Origin of the sequence: Pseudomonas brassicacearum (assembly GCF_003732225.1) — a bacterium.
GTDB lineage: Bacteria > Pseudomonadota > Gammaproteobacteria > Pseudomonadales > Pseudomonadaceae > Aquipseudomonas > Aquipseudomonas brassicacearum_E.
This window is the reverse complement of sequence record NZ_MOBJ01000003.1, coordinates 371,405-395,034: the sequence shown is the minus strand read 5'-3', so window position 1 is coordinate 395,034 and position 23,630 is coordinate 371,405. Positions and strand designations below refer to the sequence as shown.

At 59.7% G+C, this 23,630-nt stretch carries 23 protein-coding genes and 1 pseudogene; 8 read left to right on the top strand and 16 right to left on the bottom strand.

All coding sequences use genetic code 11. From position 1 onward, the window contains the following. Positions 1–102: 102 nt before the first annotated feature. From BK659_RS04765 to BK659_RS04745, 5 genes are all read left to right on the top strand, one after another. The gene (locus BK659_RS04765; protein WP_123423970.1) at positions 103–1,863 is read left to right on the top strand and encodes a glucan biosynthesis protein G; all 1,761 of its coding nucleotides are present in this window, start codon (positions 103–105) and stop codon (positions 1,861–1,863) included. Further along, positions 1,856–4,426, top strand: coding sequence for a glucans biosynthesis glucosyltransferase MdoH (gene mdoH, locus BK659_RS04760; RefSeq protein WP_123423969.1), 2,571 nt, complete (start codon positions 1,856–1,858; stop codon positions 4,424–4,426). The genes BK659_RS04765 and mdoH overlap by 8 nt, the downstream gene beginning before the upstream one ends. Positions 4,427–4,715: 289 nt before the next feature. Then, entirely contained in the window at positions 4,716–5,513 is a 798-nt protein-coding gene (locus tag BK659_RS04755) for a transporter substrate-binding domain-containing protein (RefSeq protein ID WP_123423968.1), read from the top strand. A 162-nt stretch (positions 5,514–5,675) separates the two neighbouring features. Next, complete coding sequence (locus BK659_RS04750) at positions 5,676–6,635, top strand: amino acid ABC transporter permease (protein WP_123423967.1); 960 nt, start codon at positions 5,676–5,678, stop codon at positions 6,633–6,635. After that, positions 6,628–7,362: an amino acid ABC transporter ATP-binding protein gene (locus tag BK659_RS04745; RefSeq protein ID WP_123423966.1), complete on the top strand. Its 735-nt coding sequence runs from the start codon at positions 6,628–6,630 to the stop codon at positions 7,360–7,362. The genes BK659_RS04750 and BK659_RS04745 overlap by 8 nt, the downstream gene beginning before the upstream one ends. Before the next feature lie 158 nt (positions 7,363–7,520). On the opposite strand, the gene BK659_RS28245 is transcribed toward BK659_RS04745, so the two are convergent. The 11 genes and pseudogenes from BK659_RS28245 to ubiE form a co-directional block, all read right to left on the bottom strand. Continuing rightward, the gene (locus BK659_RS28245) at positions 7,521–8,234 is read right to left on the bottom strand and encodes a methyl-accepting chemotaxis protein (protein WP_404942512.1); all 714 of its coding nucleotides are present in this window, start codon (positions 8,232–8,234) and stop codon (positions 7,521–7,523) included. 144 nt (positions 8,235–8,378) lie between these two features. Further along, a pseudogene (locus BK659_RS28240) lies at positions 8,379–9,320 on the bottom strand (methyl-accepting chemotaxis protein); the annotation flags it as partial. A 286-nt stretch (positions 9,321–9,606) separates the two neighbouring features. After that, on the bottom strand, positions 9,607–10,314 hold the full coding sequence (locus BK659_RS04735) for a 16S rRNA (uracil(1498)-N(3))-methyltransferase (RefSeq protein ID WP_123423964.1): 708 nt from the start codon (positions 10,312–10,314) through the stop codon (positions 9,607–9,609). Further along, on the bottom strand, positions 10,311–11,105 hold the full coding sequence (tatC, locus tag BK659_RS04730; protein WP_123423963.1) for a twin-arginine translocase subunit TatC: 795 nt from the start codon (positions 11,103–11,105) through the stop codon (positions 10,311–10,313). Before tatC ends, BK659_RS04735 begins: the two co-directional genes overlap by 4 nt. Continuing rightward, entirely contained in the window at positions 11,102–11,551 is a 450-nt protein-coding gene (gene tatB / locus BK659_RS04725) for a Sec-independent protein translocase protein TatB (protein ID WP_123423962.1), read from the bottom strand. Before tatB ends, tatC begins: the two co-directional genes overlap by 4 nt. A gap of 10 nt (positions 11,552–11,561) precedes the next feature. Continuing rightward, the gene (locus BK659_RS04720; protein WP_123423961.1) at positions 11,562–11,843 is read right to left on the bottom strand and encodes a twin-arginine translocase TatA/TatE family subunit; all 282 of its coding nucleotides are present in this window, start codon (positions 11,841–11,843) and stop codon (positions 11,562–11,564) included. A 25-nt stretch (positions 11,844–11,868) separates the two neighbouring features. Then, positions 11,869–12,201: a phosphoribosyl-ATP diphosphatase gene (locus BK659_RS04715; RefSeq protein WP_123423960.1), complete on the bottom strand. Its 333-nt coding sequence runs from the start codon at positions 12,199–12,201 to the stop codon at positions 11,869–11,871. Continuing rightward, entirely contained in the window at positions 12,194–12,592 is a 399-nt protein-coding gene (gene hisI / locus BK659_RS04710) for a phosphoribosyl-AMP cyclohydrolase (RefSeq protein WP_054595207.1), read from the bottom strand. Before hisI ends, BK659_RS04715 begins: the two co-directional genes overlap by 8 nt. An 81-nt stretch (positions 12,593–12,673) precedes the next feature. Continuing rightward, complete coding sequence (gene ubiB, locus BK659_RS04705) at positions 12,674–14,278, bottom strand: ubiquinone biosynthesis regulatory protein kinase UbiB (RefSeq protein ID WP_123423959.1); 1,605 nt, start codon at positions 14,276–14,278, stop codon at positions 12,674–12,676. Next, a complete protein-coding gene (locus BK659_RS04700) occupies positions 14,275–14,898 on the bottom strand; it encodes a ubiquinone biosynthesis accessory factor UbiJ (protein WP_123423958.1) in 624 nt (207 codons plus the stop codon). Before BK659_RS04700 ends, ubiB begins: the two co-directional genes overlap by 4 nt. Beyond that, a complete protein-coding gene (ubiE, locus tag BK659_RS04695) occupies positions 14,898–15,668 on the bottom strand; it encodes a bifunctional demethylmenaquinone methyltransferase/2-methoxy-6-polyprenyl-1,4-benzoquinol methylase UbiE (protein WP_007989286.1) in 771 nt (256 codons plus the stop codon). Before ubiE ends, BK659_RS04700 begins: the two co-directional genes overlap by 1 nt. Before the next feature lie 155 nt (positions 15,669–15,823). Between ubiE and BK659_RS04690 the strand changes: the two genes are divergently transcribed. The 3 genes from BK659_RS04690 (at position 15,824) to BK659_RS04680 (ending at position 17,538) form a co-directional block, all read left to right on the top strand. Beyond that, entirely contained in the window at positions 15,824–16,099 is a 276-nt protein-coding gene (locus BK659_RS04690; protein ID WP_123423957.1) for a polyhydroxyalkanoic acid system family protein, read from the top strand. 232 nt (positions 16,100–16,331) lie between these two features. Then, entirely contained in the window at positions 16,332–16,754 is a 423-nt protein-coding gene (locus BK659_RS04685; protein ID WP_123423956.1) for a phasin family protein, read from the top strand. A 10-nt stretch (positions 16,755–16,764) separates the two neighbouring features. Next, entirely contained in the window at positions 16,765–17,538 is a 774-nt protein-coding gene (locus BK659_RS04680; protein ID WP_123423955.1) for a phasin family protein, read from the top strand. A gap of 180 nt (positions 17,539–17,718) precedes the next feature. On the opposite strand, the gene BK659_RS04670 is transcribed toward BK659_RS04680, so the two are convergent. From BK659_RS04670 to BK659_RS04650, 5 genes are all read right to left on the bottom strand, one after another. Next, positions 17,719–18,339 (bottom strand): TetR/AcrR family transcriptional regulator, encoded by a 621-nt coding sequence (locus tag BK659_RS04670; RefSeq protein WP_123423953.1) that lies wholly within the window; start codon positions 18,337–18,339, stop codon positions 17,719–17,721. A 62-nt stretch (positions 18,340–18,401) separates the two neighbouring features. After that, positions 18,402–20,084, bottom strand: a complete 1,683-nt coding sequence (gene phaC, locus BK659_RS04665; protein WP_123423952.1) for a class II poly(R)-hydroxyalkanoic acid synthase — start codon at positions 20,082–20,084, stop codon at positions 18,402–18,404. Positions 20,085–20,198: 114 nt separating this feature from the next. Then, complete coding sequence (gene phaZ / locus BK659_RS04660; RefSeq protein ID WP_123423951.1) at positions 20,199–21,056, bottom strand: poly(3-hydroxyalkanoate) depolymerase; 858 nt, start codon at positions 21,054–21,056, stop codon at positions 20,199–20,201. A 159-nt stretch (positions 21,057–21,215) separates the two neighbouring features. Then, positions 21,216–22,895, bottom strand: a complete 1,680-nt coding sequence (gene phaC / locus BK659_RS04655) for a class II poly(R)-hydroxyalkanoic acid synthase (protein ID WP_123423950.1) — start codon at positions 22,893–22,895, stop codon at positions 21,216–21,218. A 259-nt stretch (positions 22,896–23,154) separates the two neighbouring features. After that, positions 23,155–23,535: a gamma-butyrobetaine hydroxylase family protein gene (locus tag BK659_RS04650; RefSeq protein WP_123423949.1), complete on the bottom strand. Its 381-nt coding sequence runs from the start codon at positions 23,533–23,535 to the stop codon at positions 23,155–23,157. Positions 23,536–23,630: the final 95 nt, after the last annotated feature.

The window sequence follows — 23,630 nt, the reverse complement described above, 5'->3', positions numbered from 1 at the left end:
GGGGAATCATTTAGGCCCATCGGAGTCGGAACAATGCTCGCCAACCTGGCACATAGATAGCTAGCCGTTGGTTTTTTGATCTGTTTTCGGCGAGGGTTGCTCGTGATTGTTAGTCCCTGTAATGCACCAAAATTGTCTGCCAAACGGTTACGAAACGCACTGGTGACGGGCTCTGCCTTGCTTTGCCTGCTCAGCGCCGGCCAGCTTTGGGCATTCAATCTGGATGATGTGTCGGCCAAGGCAAAAGAGAAGGCCGGGCAAAAATACGAAGCTCCGCGCAGCAATCTGCCGAACGAATTCCGTGACATGAAATTCGCGGACTATCAGAAAATTCGTTTCCTGACCGAAAAAGCCGAATGGGCCGATCAGAAAACCCCGTTCAAGCTGTCGTTCTATCACCAGGGCATGCACTTCGACACGCCGGTGAAAATCAACGAAATCACTGCCAACAGCGTTGAAGAGATCAAGTACGACCCGAGTCGTTTCGATTTCGGCGACGTGAAGTTCGATCCTAAAGCCACCGAACAGCTGGGTTATGCGGGCTTTCGTGTGCTGTACCCGATCAACAAGGCCGACAAGCAAGACGAAATCATGACCATGCTCGGCGCGAGCTACTTCCGCGTCGTCGGTAAAGGCCACACCTATGGCCTGTCTGCGCGTGGCCTGGCGATCGACACTGCGCTGCCGTCCGGTGAAGAGTTCCCGCGTTTCACCGAGTTCTGGATTGCGCAACCCAAGCCGACCGACAAGCACCTGGTGATCTACGCCCTGCTGGACTCGCCGCGTGCCACCGGTGCCTATCGCCTGACCCTGCGTCCGGGCAGCGACACCATTGTCGACGTCAAGGCGCAGGTGTTCCTGCGCGACAAAGTCAGCAAACTGGGTATCGCTCCACTGACCAGCATGTTCCTGTTCGGCGCCAACCAGCCGTCGAAAGTCCTCAACTACCGTCGTGAACTGCACGACTCCAGCGGTCTGTCGATCCATGCCGGTAATGGCGAGTGGATCTGGCGCCCGCTGAACAACCCGAAACATCTGGCCGTGAGCAATTTCTCGGTCGAGAACCCGCGTGGTTTCGGCCTGCTGCAACGTGGTCGTGATTTCAGCCACTACGAAGACCTCGATGACCGCTACGACAAGCGCCCAAGCGCCTGGATCGAGCCAAAAGGCGACTGGGGCAAAGGCACGGTCGACCTCGTAGAGATCCCGACTGCCGACGAAACCAACGACAACATCGTTGCGTTCTGGAGCCCGGAAAAACTGCCTGAGCCAGGTCAGCCGCTGGACTTCGCCTACCGTCTGCACTGGACCATCGACGAGGCAGCCCTGCATTCGCCGGACAGCGCCTGGGTTCAACAGACCCTGCGTTCCACCGGTGACGTGAAGCAGTCGAACCTGATTCGTCAGCCGGATGGCAGCGTTGCCTACCTGGTGGACTTCACAGGCCCGTCCCTCAAGGCCTTGCCGGAAGACGCGCCGGTGCGCAGCCAGGTCAGTGTGGGCGACAACGCCGAAGTGGTTGAGAACAGCGTGCGTTACAACCCTGAAACCCAGGGCTGGCGCCTGACGCTGCGCATGAAGATCAAGGATCCGGGCAAGTCCACCGAGATGCGTGCTGCGCTGGTCAAGGACATCGTAGTCCCTGAGCCGGTCAAGGTTCTGGTGGTGAACGCCAATTCTTCCGTTGCCAAGGCCGATAAAATCGCCGCCAGGCAGCAAGAGAAGCTCGACAAGAAAGACAAAGACGCCAAGCAGCCAGCCGCTGCCGAAGCAGCCCCTGCCACACCTCCTGCCTCGGATGCAGCCAAGACTGAACAAGTGCTGACCGAGACCTGGAGCTACCAGTTGCCAGCCGATGAGTAATTCCCAAGTACAGCCAGAGACTCTCAGCGAGTATCTGGCGCACCTGCCGATGACCGATGAGCAGCGCGCCACATTGGCGGGCTGCACATCCTTCAGCGAGCTGCATGAACGCCTGTCGTCGCAGGTTTTCGACGCGCCGAGCGAGGCTGCGCAAGCCTCGGTCGGCCGTCGGTTGACCCTCAACTCCGCCGAGGAGCTTGAAGAGGCCGAGATGCTGGCGCTCGACGCCAGCGGTCGTGTGTGCCTGAAGGCGACCCCACCGATTCGTCGGACCAAGGTCGTGCCTGAGCCATGGCGTACCAATATCCTGGTACGTGGCTGGCGTCGGCTGACCGGCCGCACCAATCCTCCGGCACCGCCGAAGGATGAGCGCGTGCTTCCGGCGGCTCGCTGGCGCACCGTCGGCTCGATCCGCCGCTACATTCTGCTGGTGTTGATGCTGGGCCAGACCATCGTCGCGGGCTGGTACATGAAAGGCATCATGCCGTACCAGGGCTGGTCGTTCGTTGATCTGGAAGAAGTCCTGCATCAACCCTTCCTGCAAACCGCTACGCAAGTACTGCCATATGCCTTGCAAACCAGCATCCTGATTCTGTTCGGGATTCTGTTCTGCTGGGTATCGGCCGGTTTCTGGACGGCACTGATGGGCTTCCTCGAGTTGCTCACCGGGCACGACAAATACCGCATTTCCGGCGCCAGCGCCGGTAACGAGCCGATCCCCAAGGACGCTCGCACCGCGTTGGTGATGCCGATCTGCAACGAAGACGTACCGCGGGTATTCGCCGGTTTGCGCGCGACCTTCGAGTCGGTCGCCGCCACCGGTGATCTGGACCGCTTCGACTTCTTCGTCCTCAGTGACAGTAACGACAGCGACATCTGCGTTGCCGAGCAGCAGGCCTGGCTGGACGTCTGCCGCGAAGCCAAGGGTTTTGGCAAGATCTTCTATCGCCGGCGTCGCCGTCGCGTAAAACGCAAAAGCGGTAACCTCGACGACTTCTGCCGTCGTTGGGGCGGTGATTACAAGTACATGGTCGTGCTCGACGCCGACAGCGTGATGAGTGGCGAATGCCTGACCAGTCTGGTGCGCTTGATGGAAGCCACGCCGGACGCCGGGATCATTCAGACCGCGCCGCGTGCCTCGGGCATGGACACGCTGTATGCGCGCATGCAGCAGTTCGCCACGCGGGTATACGGTCCGCTGTTCACCGCCGGCCTGCACTTCTGGCAGTTGGGCGAATCCCACTACTGGGGCCACAACGCGATCATCCGCATGAAGCCGTTCATCGAGCACTGCGCCCTGGCGCCGTTGCCCGGTAAAGGCGCGTTTGCAGGGGCGATCCTTTCCCACGACTTCGTTGAAGCCGCGCTGATGCGCCGTGCTGGATGGGGCGTGTGGATTGCTTACGACCTGCCTGGCAGCTACGAAGAGTTGCCGCCGAATCTGCTCGACGAACTCAAGCGTGACCGTCGCTGGTGTCACGGCAACCTGATGAACTTCCGGCTGTTCCTGGTCAAGGGCATGCACCCGGTACACCGTGCGGTGTTCCTGACCGGTGTGATGTCTTACCTGTCGGCGCCGCTGTGGTTCTTCTTCCTGGTGCTGTCGACTGCGCTGCTGGCGGTCAATACGCTGATGGAGCCGCAGTACTTCATGGAGCCGCGACAGCTTTATCCGCTGTGGCCACAATGGCACCCGGACAAGGCCGTTGCGTTGTTCTCGACGACCATCGTGCTGTTGTTCCTGCCGAAGTTGCTGAGCATCATCCTGATCTGGGCCAAGGGCGCGAAAGAGTTCGGTGGCAAGTTCAAGGTGACCCTGTCGATGCTGCTGGAGATGTTGTTCTCCATGCTGCTCGCGCCGGTGCGAATGATCTTCCACACCCGTTTCGTACTCGCCGCGTTCCTCGGCTGGGCTGCGACCTGGAACTCGCCACAACGTGACGACGACTCCACGCCGTGGAGCGAAGCGGTGCGCCGCCATGGTCCGCAAACCTTGCTGGGCTTCTTCTGGGCCTTGCTGGTGATCTGGCTGAACCCGAGCTTCCTCTGGTGGCTGGTACCGATCGTCGGATCGCTGATGCTGTCGATCCCGGTGTCGGTGATCTCCAGTCGCGTGAAGCTGGGCCTCAAATCCCGTGACGAGAGTCTGTTCCTGATCCCTGAGGAATACGCGCCGCCACAGGCCTTGCTGGCGACCGATCAGTACACCCACGAAAACCGTTGGCATGCGCTGAACGACGGCTTCATCCGTGCGGTGGTCGATCCGCAGCAGAATGCCCTGGCTTGTGCGCTGGCAACTTCGCGTCACGGTCAGGCCGAGCCGATCGAGTGGCTGCGTATCGAGCGGGTTCGCCACGCGCTGAAAGCCGGCCCTGCCGGGTTGGACAACCATGAGCGCCTGCAGTTGCTGAGCGATCCTGTGGCACTGGGACGCCTGCATGAGCAGGTTTGGAGCGAAAGCCACGCGCAGTGGCTGGATGCCTGGCGAGCGTCGGTGAAAGCCGATCCTCACGCACCGTTGTTGCCGCTCAAACCGCTGAGCACGCAGGTACAGCCGGCCTGATGCAAAAGCCCCGCTTCGTTCAGAAGCGGGGCGTCTTTGAAAAGATCGCAGCCTGCGGCAGCTCCTACCGGGTGTACATCCGTAGGAGCTGCCGCAGGCTGCGATCTTTTGTTTTTCCGCCTCCCCGAAACAACATTTCCCACCCACCCCCTTGTGCAAACGGACGAGTGCGTTAGCATCGCCACCCTCTTTGGTGTGCCCGGACAACTTTTTGTCCGTATCTGTCGGTTTTCAAAAGGAAATCGGCTTTTTGCGCGCCTCACAACACTATGGGTTAGGGGAGTTGATGATGAAGAAGTATCTCTCGATGCTGCTGCTCGGCGTCACGGCACTGGTTGCCGTCAACGCGGCGCACGCCGGCGCCATCGACGACGCAGTCAAGTGCGGGACGCTGAAAGTCGGCATGGACCCGACCTACATGCCGTTCGAAATGACCAACAAGCGCGGCGAGATCATCGGTTTCGAAGTCGACATCCTCAAAGCCATGGCCAAGGCCATGGGGGTCAAGCTAGAGATGGTGTCCACCGGTTACGACGGGATCATCCCGGCGCTGATGACCGACAAGTTCGACATGATCGGCAGCGGCATGACCCTGACCCAGGAACGCAACCTGCGCCTGAACTTCAGCGAACCGTTCATCGTGGTCGGCCAGACGTTGCTGATCCGCAAAGACCTGGAAGGCACCATCACCTCCTATAAAGACCTGAACACCGCCGACTACCGCATCACCTCCAAGCTCGGTACCACCGGCGAAATGGTCGCGAAGAAGCTGATCTCCAAAGCCAAATACCACGGCTACGACAACGAGCAGGAAGCCGTGCTCGACGTGGTCAACGGCAAGGCTGACGCCTTCATCTACGACGCGCCTTACAACGTCGTGGCGGTGAGCAAGGTCGGCAACGGCAAACTGGTGTTCCTCGATAAGCCGTTCACCTACGAGCCGCTGGCCTTCGGTCTGAAGAAGGGTGACTACGACAGCATCAACTTCATCAACAACTTCCTGCACCAGATCCACGAAGACGGCACCTACGATCGCATCCATGACAAGTGGTTCAAAGACACTGCTTGGCTCAAGGACATGGAGTAAGGCTCGGTTGGATAGACCGCGTCGCCTCAATCGCGAGCAAGCTCGCTCCCACAGGATCTGCGCCGGACACAGATGTTGTGTTCACACCGACCCACTGTGGGAGCGAGCTTGCTCGCGATGACGGCCTCCCCGGCGACACAGAATTCGGAACTCTCAAAGCAAATGAAACAGAAAAAAGCCCAATGGCCCTGGCACGTGTTGACCGTGCTGGTGCTGATCGGCATGGCTGGCGCGTTGTATTACGCCACCTCGCTGATGTCTTACGAATGGCGCTGGAACCGCGTGCCGCAGTATTTCGCCTATCACGCCGAAGAAACCCAGCGAGCCGCTGACATTTCCACCGTCAGCGAACTGGTGCGCACAGGCGATAAGGCCGAAGTGACCCTGCGCAACGACGCCGGAGTCGAACAGTACCTGAGCGTCGATGACAACAGCCTGCAAGTTGCCCATGGCGACGATGTGGCGGAAGGCGATGTGGTCGGCGTAACCCGGCATTGGGCAGCAGGACCGCTATTGTGGGGCCTGTGGACAACGTTGTGGCTGTCGCTGGTGTCGGGCGTGCTCGGACTGCTGATTGGGCTGGCAACCGGCCTGTGCCGGCTGTCGAGCAACCCGACCCTGCGCGACCTGTCGACCGTCTACATCGAACTGGTACGTGGTACGCCACTGCTGGTGCAGATCTTCATTTTCTACTTCTTCATCGGCACGGTGCTCAACCTGTCCCGCGAATTTGCCGGGATCGCCGCACTGTCGCTGTTCACCGGCGCCTATGTGGCAGAGATCATTCGTTCTGGCGTGCAGTCGATTGCCCGCGGGCAGAACGAAGCCGCGCGCTCGCTGGGCTTGAGTGCCGGCCAGTCGATGCGCCACGTGGTGTTGCCGCAAGCGTTCAAACGCGTGCTGCCGCCGTTGGCCGGGCAATTCATCAGTCTGGTCAAGGACACTTCGCTGGTGTCGGTGATCGCCATCACCGAGCTGCTCAAAAGCGGCCGTGAAGTCATCACCACCTCGTTCTCGCCGTTCGAAATCCTGTTCTGCGTGGCGGGTCTGTACCTGTTGATCAACCTGCCGCTGTCGAAAATCGCCAGCCGGCTTGAGCGGAGGCTCGCGCAAAGTGATTGAAGTCCGCGATCTGGTAAAAGTCTTCGACACCCGCGGCCAAGTGGTCCGCGCGGTGGACAACGTCACGACCCAAGTGGCCAAGGGCGAAGTGCTGGTGGTGATCGGCCCGTCGGGTTCCGGCAAATCGACCTTTCTGCGTTGCCTGAATGGGCTGGAAGCGTTCGACTCGGGCTCGGTAAGCATCGACGGTTTGCAACTGGCCGACCCGAAAACCGATGTGAATGCTTATCGCCGTGAAGTCGGGATGGTGTTCCAGCACTTCAACCTGTTCCCGCACATGACGGTGCTGGAGAACCTCTGCCTGGCGCAGAAAGTCGTGCGCAAGCGCGGCAAGCAGGAGCGTGAGGCCAAGGCCCTGGCGTTACTGGAAAAGGTTGGCATCGCGCAGAAGGCCAATGAGTTTCCTTCACGTCTCTCCGGTGGTCAACAGCAGCGTGTGGCGATTGCCCGGGCGCTGGCCATGGAACCGAAGGTCATGTTGTTCGATGAGCCGACTTCGGCGCTGGACCCGGAAATGGTCGGCGAAGTACTGGACGTGATGAAGACCCTGGCCGTGGAAGGCATGACCATGGTCTGCGTCACCCACGAAATGGGCTTTGCGCGGGAAGTGGCGGATCGGGTGCTGTTCTTCGATCACGGCAAACTGCTGGAAGACGCCTCGCCGGCCGAGTTCTTCGATGCCCCGAAGGACCCGCGAGCACAGGCGTTTTTGCGGCAGGTGTTGTAACTTCAGCGCCTGTCAGACCGCTATCGCGAGCAAGCTCGCTCCCACAGTAGTTTTTCAGTGTGCACACTATTTGTGCTTCACACAGGACCCATGTGGGAGCGAGCTTGCTCGCGATGGCATCACCCCGGTTCCAGGTGAACCGAGGCATCTGCATCCCCTCAAACCCTGAACTTGCCCACCAGCATCTGCAGATGGGTGCCCAGCCGCGCCAGCTCGACGCTGGAGGCTGCGGTTTCCTCACTGGCGGCCGAGGTCTGGTCGGAGACGTCGCGCACGTTCAGCACGCTGCGGTTGATCTCTTCGGCTACGGCGCTTTGCTGTTCGGCGGCTGCGGCGATCTGCTGGTTCATTGCCTGAATCGCCGAGACGGTGCGGGTGATGTTTGACAGCGAGCCGCCGGCACGACGGGTCAGTTCGACGCTGCTTTCGCTCAGGCTGCGGCTGTTGTCCAGGGTGGTGGCAACCTGCTGAGTACCGCTTTGCAGGCCGACAATCAGCTCTTCGATCTCTTCGGTGGACTTCTGGGTGCGTTGCGCCAGGCTGCGCACTTCGTCGGCAACCACGGCGAAACCACGTCCTGCTTCACCGGCCCGCGCAGCCTCGATAGCGGCGTTGAGAGCCAGCAGGTTGGTTTGTTGGGCCACGGACTTGATCACATCCAGCACGCTGCCGATCTTGTCGCTCTCGCGCTTGAGATGGCCCATGGCGTTAGTGGAATTGCCCACTTCGGTCGCCAGACGTTCGATTTGAGCGATGGCTTCGCCGACCACCTTGTCGCCTTCGCGGGCCTGTTGGTCGGCGGCGACGGCGGCTTCCGAGGCTTCTTCGGCGTTGCGTGCAACTTCCTGAACCGTGGCGGCCATTTCGTTCATGGCAGTGGCCACTTGATCGGTTTCAACCTTCTGGCTGTTGACCCCGGCGCTGGTCTGCTCGGTCACGGCGGAGAGCTCTTCGGCGGCGCTGGCGATCTGTGTCACGCCTTCGCTGATACCGCCGATCAGTTCGCGCAGGCCGACGGTCATGTTCTGCATGGCGCGTTGCAGCTGGCCGAGTTCGTCGCGACGCCGGGAAATGAGGTTGTGAGTCAGGTCGCCGGCGGCTATGCGCTCGGCGACTTTCAGGGTCTGGTTCAGCGGGATGACGATCTGTCGAGTGATGGCCCAGGCAGCAAGCAGGCCGAACGCCAGGGCCAGTGCGGTCACCAGCAGCAGGGTGTTTTTGGCGTGGGCGGCTTCGGTGTCACGCGTGGCAGTTTGCGTGGCGGTGAGTTTCTTGCTCAGGTCGAACAGCAGGTCGCCTTGCTGGGCCATGTCTTTGAGGGCGGTGGCGCTGGCCACTTGGGAGTCGCGATATTGGCTGACGGCCGCGCGGTAAGCAATCAGTGAGTCGGTGGCTTGTTGCAGGTTGGCGGTGTGTTGTTCCGGCAATTTTTCCGCCAGGGTCTTGAGGTACTTCAGGGCGTTGTCGATGGCATCCAGCGCCGGTTGTTCAGCCTCGACCTTGCCGCTGTAGGTGTAGCCGCGCACCTGGAAGCGTGCTTGCTGGATCAACTTGCTCAGCTCAATGACGCTGTTGAACTGGGCAATGTTGTCGCCTTGCAGCAGGGCTTTTTCGACTTCTGCCACGCGGGCTACGGCATTGTCGGCAGTGGCGCCGAGTTTCGCGCGGGCGGCTTCGCGGTTGGCGGTGGCCTGGGTCATGTCGGCAAAGGCGTGCTTGTACTCGTTGACGGCTTCAATCTGCTGCTTGAGCATCGCCACATTAGCCGGTTGCACGATCATCTTGAGGGCGTTTTGCAGGCCCTCGTCAAGCTTGCCCAACAGGTCGCTGACCGCTGCCGGGCCTTGCTCGCCGCGGCGCATTTCGTAGTCCAGGCGCGCAATGCGCAGGTCCTTGGTCAACTCATTGAGGCTGGAGATATAACCGAGCTTGTCACCGCGACTGATGATGCTGCTCATGCCTGTCCAGCCGTTCACGGTGGTCAGCAGGGTCAGGAGCAATACCAGGCCGAAGCCGATGCCAAGCTTGCGATTGACGCTCACATTTCCAAGGTGTTCGGCTAACCATCGGTACATGCTGCGGACTCCCTATGACCACTTTGATTGGATTTATAGAGAGAATATCGGCCGGTATGCGGCTTTCTGTAGGAGCTGCCGAAGGCTGCGATCTTTTGATCTCATTTGAAAAGATCGCAGCCTGCGGCAGCTCCTACGCGCGCGCGCGTGGGGGGGCGGCGGGGAGGTCTTAGAACAGGCGCGAAAGCAGGGCCGTGACGGCGGTTTCGACCCGCAGGATGCGGTCGCCGAGCTGCACCGGTTGCAGGCCGGCCTTGGTCAGCAGGTCGATTTCGTAGGGGATCCAGCCGCCTTCCGGGCCGATGGCCAGGGTCACCGGTTCGTCCAGCCCGCGGGGGCAGGGCGGATAGTTGCCGGGGTGGCCGATCAGCCCGAGGGTGCCGTCGGCGATGGCTGGCAGGCGGTCTTCGACGAAGGGCTTGAAGCGTTTCTCGATGACGATCTCTGGCAGTACGCTGTCGCGGGCCTGTTCCAGACCGAGGATCAGTTGCTCGCGAATCGCCTCGGGTTCGAGGAACGGGGTCTGCCAGAAGCTCTTCTCGACGCGATAACTGTTCACCAGCACGATTCGCGGCACGCCCATGGCGGCCACTGTCTGGAACACTCTGCGCAGCATCTTTGGGCGTGGCAGGGCCAGCACCAGGGTCAGTGGCAGCTTGGCCGGTGGTGGTTGGTCGAGGGTGACGTGCAGTTCGGCTTCGGTGGCTTCCAGGCGCAGCACTTCGGCTGAGCCCATTAATCCGCCAATCCGCCCGACCCGCATGCTGTCGCCGATTTCACAGCGATGCACTTCCTGCATGTGGGTCAGTCGGCGATCGCGCAGGATCACCCGGTCAGCCGCAATGAAATCGGCTTCTTCGAGGAGCAGCAGGTTCACGCTTGAGTCGCTGGCGGCTGGTCGTTGTGATCGTCTGCCGGTTGCTCATCCGCCGGTTTTTCGCGTTTGCTGACCAGGCTGCCAAACAGGATGCCGATCTCGAACAACAGCCACATCGGCACGGCCAGCAGGGTCTGCGAGAAGATGTCCGGCGGGGTCAGAATCATGCCGACCACGAAGCAGCCGATGACCACGTAGGGACGGACCTTCTTCAGGTATTTGACGTCGACCACGCCGATCCATACCAGCAGCACCACGGCCACCGGGATCTCGAACGCCACGCCGAAGGCGAAGAACAGCGTCATGACGAAATCCAGGTAACTGGTGATGTCGGTCATCATTTCCACGCCCGCCGGAGTGGCCGAGGCGAAGAACTTGAAGATCAGCGGGAACACCAGAAAGTAGGCGAACGCCATGCCGGTATAGAACAGCAGAATGCTGGAGACCAGCAGCGGCACCGCGATGCGCTTCTCATGCTTGTACAGGCCCGGCGCGATGAAACCCCAGATCTGATGCAGGATCACCGGGATCGCCAGGAACAGCGAGACCATCATGGTCAACTTCAACGGCGTCAGGAACGGCGAGGACACGTCGGTGGCGATCATCGTCGCGCCGGCCGGCAAGTACTGGCGCAGCGGTATCGAGACGAAGGTGTAGATCTGCTGGGTGAAAGCAAACAGCCCGGCGAAGATCAGGAAGATCGCCGCGACGCAGCGCAGCAGGCGAGTGCGCAACTCGGTGAGGTGCGAAACCAGCGGCATGTGCTGGTCGTTCTCTGGAATATCGCTCATGGGGCTCGCGGCGGCAGTGTTGGATCGTGGGGGGCTGGCGCAGTGGTTGCCGCCGCAGGAGTAACAGGTGCTGCCGGTGGGGCGACAACGACCGCTGGAGGCGGTTCAACCGGTGTTACAACAGGTGCAGTTTCAGCAACAGGTGCAGGCGCGGGAATCGTCTGCTCAGCCACCGCTTCGACCGGCGTCGGCTGTTGCTGGGTTGGCGAGAGGATTTTGCGCGCCTCTTGCTCCAGCGACAGAATGTGCTCGTTGTGCAGTTGTCGACGAATCTCGTCGGCACCGATTTCACGTTCAACTTCCGTTTTGATCGCATTGAAGCTGCGCTTCAGGCGTCCGATCCACAGACCGGCAGTGCGCGCAGCACCCGGCAGACGCTCGGGGCCCAGCACCAGCAGGGCAACGAGGCCGACGAGCAGCAGTTCAGAGAAGCTGATACCGAACATTGGTCTGTGCTCACGAGTCTTTGCGGGTCGGCTCTTCGACTTTATGGGCCTGCACGTCAATGGTGTGCGGCTCGTTCAGTGTCGTGGCCTGTGGCTGCACCGGCGACGCTGGCTGCGCGGCGGTCGGCGGAACTGTCGGCTCGGCAGGCTTTTCTTCGTCGTTCATGGCTTTGCGAAAGCCCTTGATCGTTTCGCCGACGTCAGTGCCGAGGTTTTTCAGTTTCTTGGTGCCGAAAACCAGTACCACGACAATCAGGATGACGATCCAGTGTTTCCAGTCAAAAATGCCCATGTTGCTGTTCCTCTCTAATAGTTATTCAAGCGGTCGGGCGCGAGGCTTTCTCGACGTGTCCGGACAGGCCGAAGCGGCGGTCCAGTTCATCGAGCACTGCCTGCGGATGCTGCCCCAGTTGGGCGAGCATGACCATACTATGGAACCACAAGTCAGCGGTTTCGTAGATTACATCACTGCAATCTCCGCTGATGGCGGCGTCTTTGGCGGCAATGATGGTCTCGACCGACTCTTCGCCGACCTTTTCCAGAATCTTGTTCAAGCCCTTGTGGTAAAGGCTGGCGACATAGGAGCTGTCGGCGGCAGCGCCTTTACGCTCTTCCAGTACTTGGGCCAGACGGGTCAAGGTGTCAGTCATGTTTGTGGTCCGAATAGATGGCGTGCGGGTCTTTCAAGACCGGGTCGACGGTTTTCCAGTCGCCGTTCTCATAGACGCGGTAGAAGCAGCTTTGACGGCCGGTATGACAGGCGATGTCGCCGATTTGCTCGACCATCAGAATGATCACGTCGGCGTCACAGTCCAGGCGCATCTCATGCAGGGTTTGTACATGCCCGGACTCTTCGCCCTTGCGCCACAGTTTGCCGCGCGAGCGTGACCAATAGATTGCGCGATTCTCGGCGGCGGTCAGTTCCAGCGCTTCGCGGTTCATCCAGGCCATCATCAGCACGCGCCCGGTTTTGTGATCCTGGGCGATCGCCGGCACCAGGCCGTCGCTGTCCCATTTGATCTCGTCCAGCCAATCTTTCATCTTCGACTCCGACAGTGGGCTCGACACTTCAGTAGTGGAGCCCTGGCGTTGAAACAGTGTGCCAGTGCGCGGCGCAACTGGCTATCGTCGAACGATCAGATACAAGCCTACGGCCACCATGATTGCGCCGGGCCAATGGCCGAGCCCGTCCAAAGGGCCGCCGGCCAGCAGGATCGCGCCGCCCGCCAGATGCGCGGTGCCGAGCAGGCGCAGGAACCAGTCGTCCGAACGGCGGTGCCAGGCCGCTGGTGGATTTACGACGTGGGGCTGTGACATGCGCTCGAGCAGGTCGCGGGTCATGTTGGCCAGGTGCGGCAATTGTTCGACCTGATTGTGCAGGTTGCCCAGCAAGGTTTTCGGGCTGACACGGTCGCGCATCCAGCGTTCGAGGAACGGTTGCGCGGTGTTCCACAGGTCGAGGTCCGGGTACAGCTGACGACCCAGGCCTTCGATGTTGAGCAGGGTTTTTTGCAGCAGCACCAGCTGCGGCTGCACTTCCATGTTGAAGCGTCGCGCGGTCTGGAACAGGCGCATCAGCACCTGACCGAAGGAAATATCTTTTAACGGTTTTTCGAAGATCGGCTCGCACACCGTACGGATTGCCGCTTCGAATTCGTTGAGTTTGGTCTCCGCTGGCACCCAGCCCGAATCGATGTGCAACTGAGCCACGCGACGGTAGTCGCGTTTGAAAAACGCAAACAGGTTGCGTGCCAGATAATCCTGGTCTTCAGGTGTCAGGCTGCCGACGATCCCGCAGTCGATCGCAATGTACTGCGGGCTCCACGGCTGCACGGTGCTGACGAAGATGTTGCCGGGGTGCATGTCGGCGTGGAAGAAACTGTCGCGGAACACCTGGGTGAAGAAGATCTCCACGCCACGTTCAGCGAGCATTTTCATGTCGGTGCGCTGGTCGGCGAGGGTTGCCAGGTCCGTGACCTGAATCCCGTAGATACGCTCCATTACCAACACTTTTGGCCGGCACCAGTCCCAGTAGACCTGTGGCACGTACAGCAACGGCGAGCCGTCGAAGTTGCGTCTCAGCTGGCTGGCGTTAGCCGCTTCGCGTAGCAGGTCGAGTTCGTCGAAGATGGTCTTTTCGTAGTCGCTGACCACGTCCACCGGGTGCAGCAGGCGCGCATCGGCAGAAAGTTTTTCCGCCGCGCGGGCGAGGATGAACAGCCAGGCCAGGTCTTGCGCGATGACCGGCTTGAGCCCTGGGCGGATGACCTTGACCACCACTTCTTCGCCGCTTTTGAGCTGTGCCGCATGGACCTGCGCCACTGAAGCCGAGGCCAGCGGTTCGATGTCGAATCGGCTGAACACATCGCTGATCTTCTTGCCCAGCTGTTCTTCGATCAGCTTGACCGCTACTTGCGAGTCAAACGGCGGCACACGGTCCTGCAACAGCATCAGCTCATCGGCGATGTCTTCGGGCAGCAAGTCGCGGCGGGTGGAAAGAATCTGCCCGAACTTGATGAAAATCGGCCCCAGGTCCTGCAAGGCCAGCCGCAAACGCGCGCCCCGGCTCAGGTCCAGGGTTTTACGCGGGAACCAGCGCCACGGCAGCGCATAACGCAGTGTCAGCAGGAACCACGGCAGTGGCAGGGCGAACAGCAGGTCATCGAGGCGGTAGCGGATCACGACGCGCTGGATGCGCAACAAACGGCGGACGGCAAGCAGCTTCATGCGTTATCGCTTGAATCAAGGGATCGGGAAAGACGCTCGAAGCGCGCCTCAAGACGTTCCAGATCGAGTTTGATCTGGTCCAGTTCACTAAACCGCGCTTCGGCTTCGTGCTGGCCGACGAGGGCGCGCGATTCTTCGGCGAGGTATTCGGCAAGATTCTGGTTCAGGCTGGCGAAACCTTGTTGATACCAGCGTGCGCGGCTACGCAAGTGACCGCCAAGCAATTGCGTGGCGACCGGGCCGAGCCAGCGCGAGAGTTCGTATTCCCAGTCCAGCTCCAGGTCCTGAAGGACTGACGCCAGCGCCAGCAGCACGCCGCTGTCGCCGTCGAGTTCAACTTCAGGGCCATGCAGGACCGACGGTTTGTCGTTGCTTACGGCAAGCGCAAGCAGGCTCGATGCCGGCGCACGTAAGGTGCAATCGGCATCCGCGGCCCAGTGCGCCGCCAGCATCAGGCCTTCGTCGCTGGGCAGAATGAACATCTGCAACGCCGGGCTGCGGCAATCGACGGCAATCACCTTGCCGTTCAAATGCGCCAGGCGCGGCAGCGCCGTGCTGTCGAGTCGCAGTACCCGGTTGAGGCCGAGTTCGACACTGGCGAGCAGGCCTGCGAGCAACATCAGGGCTTGATGCCACGGTGCAGGGCGACGATGCCTGCGGTCATGTTGTGGTAGGTCACGCGGTCGAAACCGGCTTCAACCATCATCGACTTCAGGGTTTCCTGGTTCGGGTGCATGCGGATCGATTCGGCCAGGTAGCGATAGCTTTCCGAGTCATTGGTGATCAACTTGCCCATCAACGGCATGAAGGCGAACGAGTAGGCATCGTAGGCCTTGGACATCAGCGCGTTGGTCGGCTTGGAGAACTCCAGCACCAGCAAACGACCGCCCGGCTTGAGTACCCGCAGCATGGAGCGCAGGGCGTCTTCCTTGTGGGTAACGTTGCGCAGACCGAACGCGATGGTCACGCAGTCGAAGTGGTTGTCCGGGAACGGCAGCTTTTCAGCGTCGGCCTGAACGAACTCGACGTTGCCGGCCACACCCAGATCCAGCAGGCGGTCACGACCGACCTTGAGCATGGATTCGTTGATGTCGGCGAGCACCACCTGACCGGTCGGGCCTACCAGGTGCGAGAATTTTCTGGTCAGGTCGCCAGTGCCGCCGGCGATGTCGAGCACTCGGTTACCGGTGCGAACGCCGGACAGTTCGATCGCGAAACGCTTCCACAGACGGTGCATGCCGCCCGACAGGAGGTCGTTCATCAAGTCGTATTTGGCGGCTACCGAGTGGAAAACCTCAGCGACTTTTTCCGCTTTCTGGCTTTCCGGAACGTTTTTGAAGCCGAAGTGAGTGGTGGGTTCGGCATCGCTGCCTTTGCGCTGATCAGTCATATCGCTGTCACCAAAAGAGAATGCGCGACATTCTAATCCCGCAGGCATGCTTTGTCTTGGCAAGGCTGAAGGTAAGATAGGCAATCGCCCGGACGTTTTGACGCAGCAGGGGTCAGAATGTTTGAGGCACATCCCGATAAAGCAGGAGTCATTCAGTGGCCCATATCAGTGTTGAACGTACCCATGGCCTGGGTAAGGAAGCAGCCCGCGAGAAGGCTGACAAACTGGCAGAAAAACTGGCGGTGCAATATGGCCTGGAACCTCAGTGGTCGGGCGACACCCTGAACCTCAAACGTTCCGGGGTCAAAGGTGCGGTGTATGTGGGCGACACCTCGATCAGGATCGATGTCGAACTCGGTCTGTTGATGTCGGCAATGAGTGGCACCATCAAGTCGGAAATCGAAAGAGCCCTCGATAAGGCATTGGTCTGATTTGCGCTTTTCATGTGGGAGCGAGCTTGCTCGCGATGGCGGAGTGTCAGTCAGCATCAATGTCGAATGATGAACAGCTATCGCGAGCAAGCTCGCTCCCACAGTGGTACTGCGTCATCCGCGTTTTTTGTGTCAGTTGTTAGGGTGCCGTTTCTAATTTTTCTCACTACTTTGTGCCTGAGCCCGACGCTTGACGGGCAGTTCCTCAAACCTTCTGCGCGTGAGGTGCACCATGGCCAAAGTTACTTTGAAGAAAAAAACTGACGTTCAGCCGACTGCGGTGAGCGAAGTGAAATCCTATGCCCGCAAGATCTGGCTGGCAGGCCTGGGTGCCTACACCAAGGTCGGTCAAGAAGGCAGCGAGTACTTTCAGGAGTTGATCAAGGCTGGTCAAACTGTTGAAAAGAAAGGCAAAAAGGTAGTTGTCGAGAAGCTTGAAGCGGCCAATGCCGAGATTGATGAAGCCAAGAGCGAAGTCAGTACTTTCAAAGACAAAGTCGAAGCTCAACTCGACAAGGTCGAGAAAGCTTTCGACACGCGTGTCGCAAGTGCCTTGAATCGTATCGGCATTCCGTCTAAACATGACGTTGAGACACTCTCTGCTAAGCTCGATGAGCTGACGGCATTGCTCGAACGCGTCGCGCGTAAATCTTAAGGAGAACGGGATGGCTGGTAAAAAGAACACCGAGAAAGAAGGCAGCTCGTGGATTGGGAAAGTTGAAGACTACTCCCGCAAAATCTGGCTTGCTGGTTTAGGCGTGTACTCGAAGATCGACACTGACGGCAGCAAACTCTTCGAGTCATTGGTTAAGGATGGCGAGAAAGCCGAGAAGCTCACCAAGAGCGCTGTCGGCAAAACAGTCGACGCTGCCAAAGACTCCGCTCAATCGGCCAGGTCGCGTATCAGCGGTGTCAAAGATCGCGCGCTGGGCAAGTGGGACGAACTGGAAGGGGCTTTCGACAAGCGCCTGAACAGCGCCATTTCGCGTCTTGGCGTGCCAAGCCGCAATGAAGTCAAAGCGCTGCACAGCAAGGTCGATACCCTGACCAAGCAAATCGAAAAACTCACCGGTGCCAAGGTTGCGCCTGTTGCGGCTAAAACCGCAGCAGCCAAACCTGCTGCTAAAACTGCCGCCAAACCACTGGTCAAAGCTGCCGCTAAACCGGCTGCCAAACCAGCGGCTAAAGCGCCAGCCAAGCCAGCAGCGAAAACCGCGGCAGCCAAACCGGCTGCTGCAAAAGCCGCCGCCAAGCCTGCTGCTGCGAAGAAGCCGGTAGCCAAGAAACCTGCAGCCCCGAAAGCTGCCGCACCGAAACCCGCAGTGGCCGCCGCCAAACCGGCAGCACCGGTCAGCTCGGCGAACTCCGCCGCGGCGCCAACCCCTGCTGTGACCCCGACTGTAACGCCAGTCCCATCGGCGCCAACCAGTCAGTCCTGATTAACCCAGGGCACGCAAAAACGCCCGGCCTGCGAAGGTCGGGCGTTTTTGTTTTGGAGTACATTCCAGAAAACACCACAGAGACCATGTGGGAGCGAGCTTGCTCGCGATAGCTATCTTAAAGTCACCATCAATGTTGATTGTGATGGCCTCATCGCGAGCAAGCTCGCTCCCACAGGGTTATTCGTGCTCTTCCAGATACTGCAACGCCAACTGCTCGGTCGCGGTTTTTGCCGGTGGTAGCAGGTGCGGCGCCACCAGCATCATGACTTGGTAGACCACCACTCGCACTTCGCCTTCGCGGTCGAGAATCCGCTGATAGTCCAGGGAAAACAGCAAGGTCATGGTGATCTGTTCCACCAGTTGCCCGAGTGCCTGGGTGTCGCTGACCAGCTGCCCCTGAGCCTTCAACTGGGCCAGCAACGAGGCCAGTGTGCGCTTGAGGGAATTGAGCAGATTACGGATGCCCTTGGCCAGTTTCGGCAAGCGTCCGGCCAGGTTCGACAGGTCCTGGAACAGGAAGCGGTAGTGCGCCAGGCGTTCGACGATCAGGTGCAGGAACAGCCAGTAATCTTCCGGTGCCAGTCGCACGTCCGACGGTGGGTCGAGCAGCGGCGTCAATTCGCTTTGAAAACGCTCGAACAGTCCGAGAATCAGCGGCTCCTTACCGTGAAAATGGTAGTAGAGGTTGCCGGGGCTGATCCCCAACTCATTGGCAACTTCCATGGTGGAAACATTCGGCTCGCCCTTTTGATTGAACAGCAGCAAGGCGCATTCAAGAATCCGGTCGCGGGTTTTCATCCAGTCTTCTTAGTGATTCGTCAGGCCACGGCCGACACTTGCGGCCGTGGCACGGGGAGAGTTCAGCGTACGCGCACGTAAGTGCCTGGCGCCGCCTCCATCGGTGGATAGTTCTGGTTGCCGAGGGCCATCAGGGTTTCGTGTTGAGTACCGGAACGTTCCTGAATCCAGCCCAGCCATTGGGTCCACCAACTGCCGTCGACATGTTTGGCGTCGTAGTACCAGGCCCGTGGATCGCTGCTCAGTTTCGGGTTGTCGACATAGTTGGCCTTGGGGTTGCTCGGTGGATTGAGAATGCTCTGCACGTGACCACTGTTGGACAGCACGAAGCGTCGTTCACCCCCCAGCAGCAGTGTCGAGCGGTACACCGCGTCCCAAGGCGTGATGTGATCGTTGATCCCGGCGACGCTAAAGCTGTCGACGTTGACCTTCTGCAAGTCGATCGGCGTGCCGCAGACCTCCAGTCCGCCAGGATGGGTCAACGGGTTGTGCTTGAAGAAATCCAGCAGGTCGCCGTGAAAGGCTGCCGGCAGGCGAGTGTTGTCGTTGTTCCAGTAGAGAATGTCGAACGCTGGCGGCTCTTTGCCCAACAGGTAGTTGTTGACCCAGTAGTTCCAGATCAGGTCGTTGGGGCGCATCCAGGCAAAGACCTTGGCCATGTCGCGGCCTTCGAGCACGCCTTTTTGATAGGAGCGACGCTTGGCCGCCTCCAGGGTCTGCTCGTCGGCGAACAGGGTCGCCGGGCTTTCCAGTTGACTGTCGAGCAGGCTGACCAGATAGGTCGCGCTGGCGACCCGCCGCAGTTGTCGTTTGGCTTGCAGATGTCCTTGTAAGGCGGCGATGGTCAGGCCCCCGGCGCAGGCGCCCATCAGGTTGACCTCGCGGCTGCCGGTGATCGCCCGGCAGACATTCAGCGCCTCTTCCACCGCTTCGACATAACTCGACAGGCCCCATTCGCGATGGCGCACATCCGGGTTGCGCCAGCTGATCATGAACACTTGCAGGCCGTTCTTCAGCGCAAACTGGACGAAGCTGTTGTGCGGGCTCAAGTCGAAAATGTAGTACTTGTTGATCTGCGGCGGCACCACGAGCAGCGGTTTGGCGTACTGCTTTTCGCTCATCGGCTTGTACTGGATCAGCTCCAGCAATTCGTTGCGAAACACCACCGCGCCGGTGGTGGTGGCAACCGTTTTGCCGACCTCGAAAGCATGCTTGGTGACCTGGCTGGGCAGGCCGTTGTTGTGCATCAGGTCGTCGAACAGATGGCTGAGACCACGCACCAGACTCTGGCCGCCAGAGTTGAACAGCTCCTTGACCGCCAGCGGGTTGAGTAAGGTATTGGAAGGCGAGACGGCATCGTTGAGCAGGGTAAAGGCAAATTGCGCGCGTGCACGGTCATCCGCGGACATGCCGCTTTCATCGATCCATTTTTTGACCTGTTTCTGCCAGCTCAAGTAGGCCTGAAGACCGCGCCGGTAAAACGGATTGAGGGCCCAGCTCGGGTCGGCGAAGCGGCTGTCCGAAGGGTTGGGCTGGTGCAGGGTCTCGCCCAGTAGCACCCGGCCCAGTTGCCCGCCCAATGCCAGTGCGTGTTTGGCACTCTGTACCGGGTGGCGCAAGCCATGGGCGGCGACGCTGCGCAGAGTCGAGAGCAGGTCCCGGCCGCGCAGACCGGTGATCGCACTCTGAGCATTGATGAATGCGGCGGGTGGGGGAAAGGCGCCCGGCGCTTTTTTGTCTCGCATGAGTCAACACTCCTTCGTCAAGCCATCAACAAGTACATCAATTCCGAATAGACACCATAGTCGCTCCGGACCTCCCTTGCGGCTCTCGACACTCCTGTCGACGTACGTAGTACTTTATGTGCCGCCGAACGACGCCGGGTGCGGATGCATCACTGCCCGTTGGCGTTCTTCCTGGAGAAATTTCATGATGATCGGTGCGACGGCCTCGGCCCGGGTGATCAGGAATAAATGACCGTCGTCGATTATGTGTAGCTGGGCATTGGGAATACGCCAGGCGAGTATGCGCATATTGATCAGCGGAATGAGCGGGTCATCATCGCCGGCCAGTACCAGGGTCGGCTGGTTGATTTTGTGCAGCCAGTGAATACTGGTCCAGCCCAGGCCCGCGAACAGCTGCCAGTAGTAGCCGAGCTTACCCGCCGAACGCACTTTGCTCGCGTGCTCCGCCGCCAGGTTCGGATCCCGGCGGAACGAACCACCGTAGATCAGCGGCGCAATGCGAATCACGTGGGATGGCTGAATGTAACGTCTTGGGCTTGCCATCATCCACAGCACTTTCGGTTTGCCCGGCACCATCACCATGCCCGCCGCCGTCGCCGCCAAAACGAGCTTCTTGCAGCGCTCGGGGTAGTCGAAGGCGAACTGTTGGGCGAGCGCCCCGCCCCAGGAAACACCCACCACGTTGACTTGCCCGTAATCGAGGTAGTCGAGCATCCGTGTGGTCAGCTTGGCCAGGCCAGGAAAGCGATAAGGGTGGTTAGGTGTTGATGAGCCACCGACACCGGGGACGTCGAAGGCGATCACTTCCAGGTCCGGGTCCAGCGCCTGGACGAACGGAAACACCAGCTCCAGGTTGGCGCCGATGCCATTGAAAATCAGCAAGGGCGTCAAGTGAGGCTTGCCGGGGCGTACTGCGGTGCGGATGGTTTGACCATCCAGGTCGACGGTACGAAATATGAACGGTTGCGGCATGCTTCAGGCCCTGTGGGTTGGGTCGTTGTCGCTAATGCTTGCTCGTCCTCTGTGGGAGCGAGCTTGCTCGCGATAGCGGTGTGTCAGTCAGCAAATTGGCCGAAGGTGACGCCGTCATCGCGAGCAAGCTCGCTCCCACATGAGGTCGCGGTGTGTCAGTTAGCGTTCATGCACGTATGTTCCCGGCGATGCCTCACCTGCCGCATAGGTCTTGTTGCCGAGTACGGTCGGGGCTTTTTTCAGTTTGCCCGAACGCTCGGCCTGCCAGGCCTGCCAGTGCAGCCACCAGGAGTCAGTGTGCTTGGTTGAGTTTTCTAGCCAGTCGTTGGCATGGGTCGGCATGTCGGTGCTGGTCATGTAACGGGATTTCGGGTTGCCCGGCGGGTTCAGAATGCTCTGGATATGGCCGCTGCTGGACAGCACGAATTCGACCTTGCCGCCGAACAGTTGTGCCGACTTGTAGCACGACTTCCACGGTGTGATGTGGTCGTTGGTACCCGCCAGGGAGTAGACGTCGGCCGTGACCTGCTTGAGGTCGATGGGCGTGCCGCACACTTCCAGTGCATCGGGACGGATCAGTGGGTTGTTTTTGAACAATTCGATCAGGTCGCCGTGGAACGCCGCAGGCAACCGGGTGGTGTCGTTGTTCCAGAACAGAATGTCGAAGACCGGCGGCTCGTTGCCCAACAGGTAGTTGTTGACCCAGTAGTTCCAGATCAGGTCGTTGGGGCGCATCCAGGCGAAGACCTTGGCCATGTCGCGACCTTCGAGCACACCGGCCTGATAGGAATGGCGCTTGGCGGCTTCGAGGGTTTGTTCGTCGACGAACAGCGCGACCTGGGAATCAAGGGTGGTGTCGAGCACGCTGACCAGCAGGGTCAGGGCGTTGACCTTCTTCTCGCCGATCGCTGCGTAGTGACCCAGTAGTGCGGTGCAGGTGATGCCGCCGGAGCAGGCGCCGAGCATGTTCACGTCTTTGCTGCCGGTGATCGCGGTGACCACATCGACCGCTTCCTTGAGCGCTTCGATGTAGGTCGACAGGCCCCATTCACGTTGAGCCTTGGTCGGGTTGCGCCAGCTGACGATGAAAGTCTGCACGTTGTTGCGCAGGCAGAAGCGCGCCAGGCTTTTGTCCGGGCTCAGGTCGAAAACGTAGAACTTGTTGATCTGTGGTGGCACCACCAGCAGTGGGCGTTCGAATACTTGTTCAGTGATTGGCCGGTACTGGATCAGCTCCAGTACATCGTTGCGGAAAACCACCGCGCCTTCGGTGGTGCCCAGGCTCTTGCCTACCTCGAAGGCGCCCATGTTGACCTGGCTTGGCATGCCGCCGTTGTGCACCAGATCCTTGGCCAGGTGAGAGAGGCCGTCGAGCAGGCTTTTGCCGCCGGTTTCGAAGAAGCGTTTGACGGCAGCAGGGTTGGCCGCGCTGTTGGTCGGGGCCATGGCTTCGGTCATCAGGGTGATCACGAAGTGCGCGCGGGCGATGTCCTGCTCGGACAGTTTGCTGTCGCCGATCCAGTCGTGGAGTTCCTTGCGCCACGCCAGGTAAGTTTGCAGATAACGTTTGTAGAGCGGGTTCTGACTCCACGCCGGATCGTTGAAGCGACGGTCATCGCTTTCCGGTTGCAACTCGGATCTACCGAGCATCACGTTCTTGAGCTCAATGCCAAAGTGCGCGACATGCTTGACGCTATGGATGGGTTGTTTGATGGCCTGGGTCAGCACCATGCGGGCAGAGGTAAGCAGATCCTTTCGACGCAAGCCGATGACCGGATTTAGCCCCAGGGTATTTTCCGAGGCTTGATATTTCAGGTCATCGTTATTCTTGTTACTCATCTACGACGCTCCATTGTCCTGAGACGAGTACCTGAGGCCTGCTGTGCAGTCACACAGCAAATGCCAGGTACTACTGCTCGGGTGACCGTTAATTGCGCAACGCTGATTTTTTAGTTCAGGGAGCGCTGCACAGAACTTGCCAGCTCCATTGGTTACCCGAGTTTAATTTTTTTCGCAAGCGGGCCGATCCTCGGCATCGCGGCCCAGCATTCAATCAGATGAAATTAGAAAATGCCCTCTAAAGAGCGAAAACCCTGATCTAGAGCATCAGCTTGACGACAGACTCGTTTGGGTCGCGGGTTTTTCCGGCGGCTTTGAGCTCGGCAAGATAGTCGTCCCAGAGTGCGTCATATCGTCGCGCCAGCTGGTACAGATATTCCCAGGTGAACAGGCCGCTGTCATGGCCGTCATCGAAGGTCAATTTCAGTGCGTACTGACCGGCCGGTTCGACCTTGTTCAGGCCTACGCCGATCTTGCCAAATTGCAGGATAGGTTTGCCATGGCCCTGGACCTCGGCGGAAGGAGAGTGCACGCGCAAAAATTCTGCGCTCAGGTGATAGACCTCGTCGGGCGCGTATTTCAGCTCCAGGGTTTTCGAGGCTTTGTGCAGTTTGATATCGGTGGGGAGTTTGGTCGTCATGGGGCCGGTAGTCCGTCATTGTGAAGGCCCTTGTGGGAGCGAGCTTGCTCGCGATGGCGGTGTGACATTCAACATCAATGTTGAACGTTATGGCC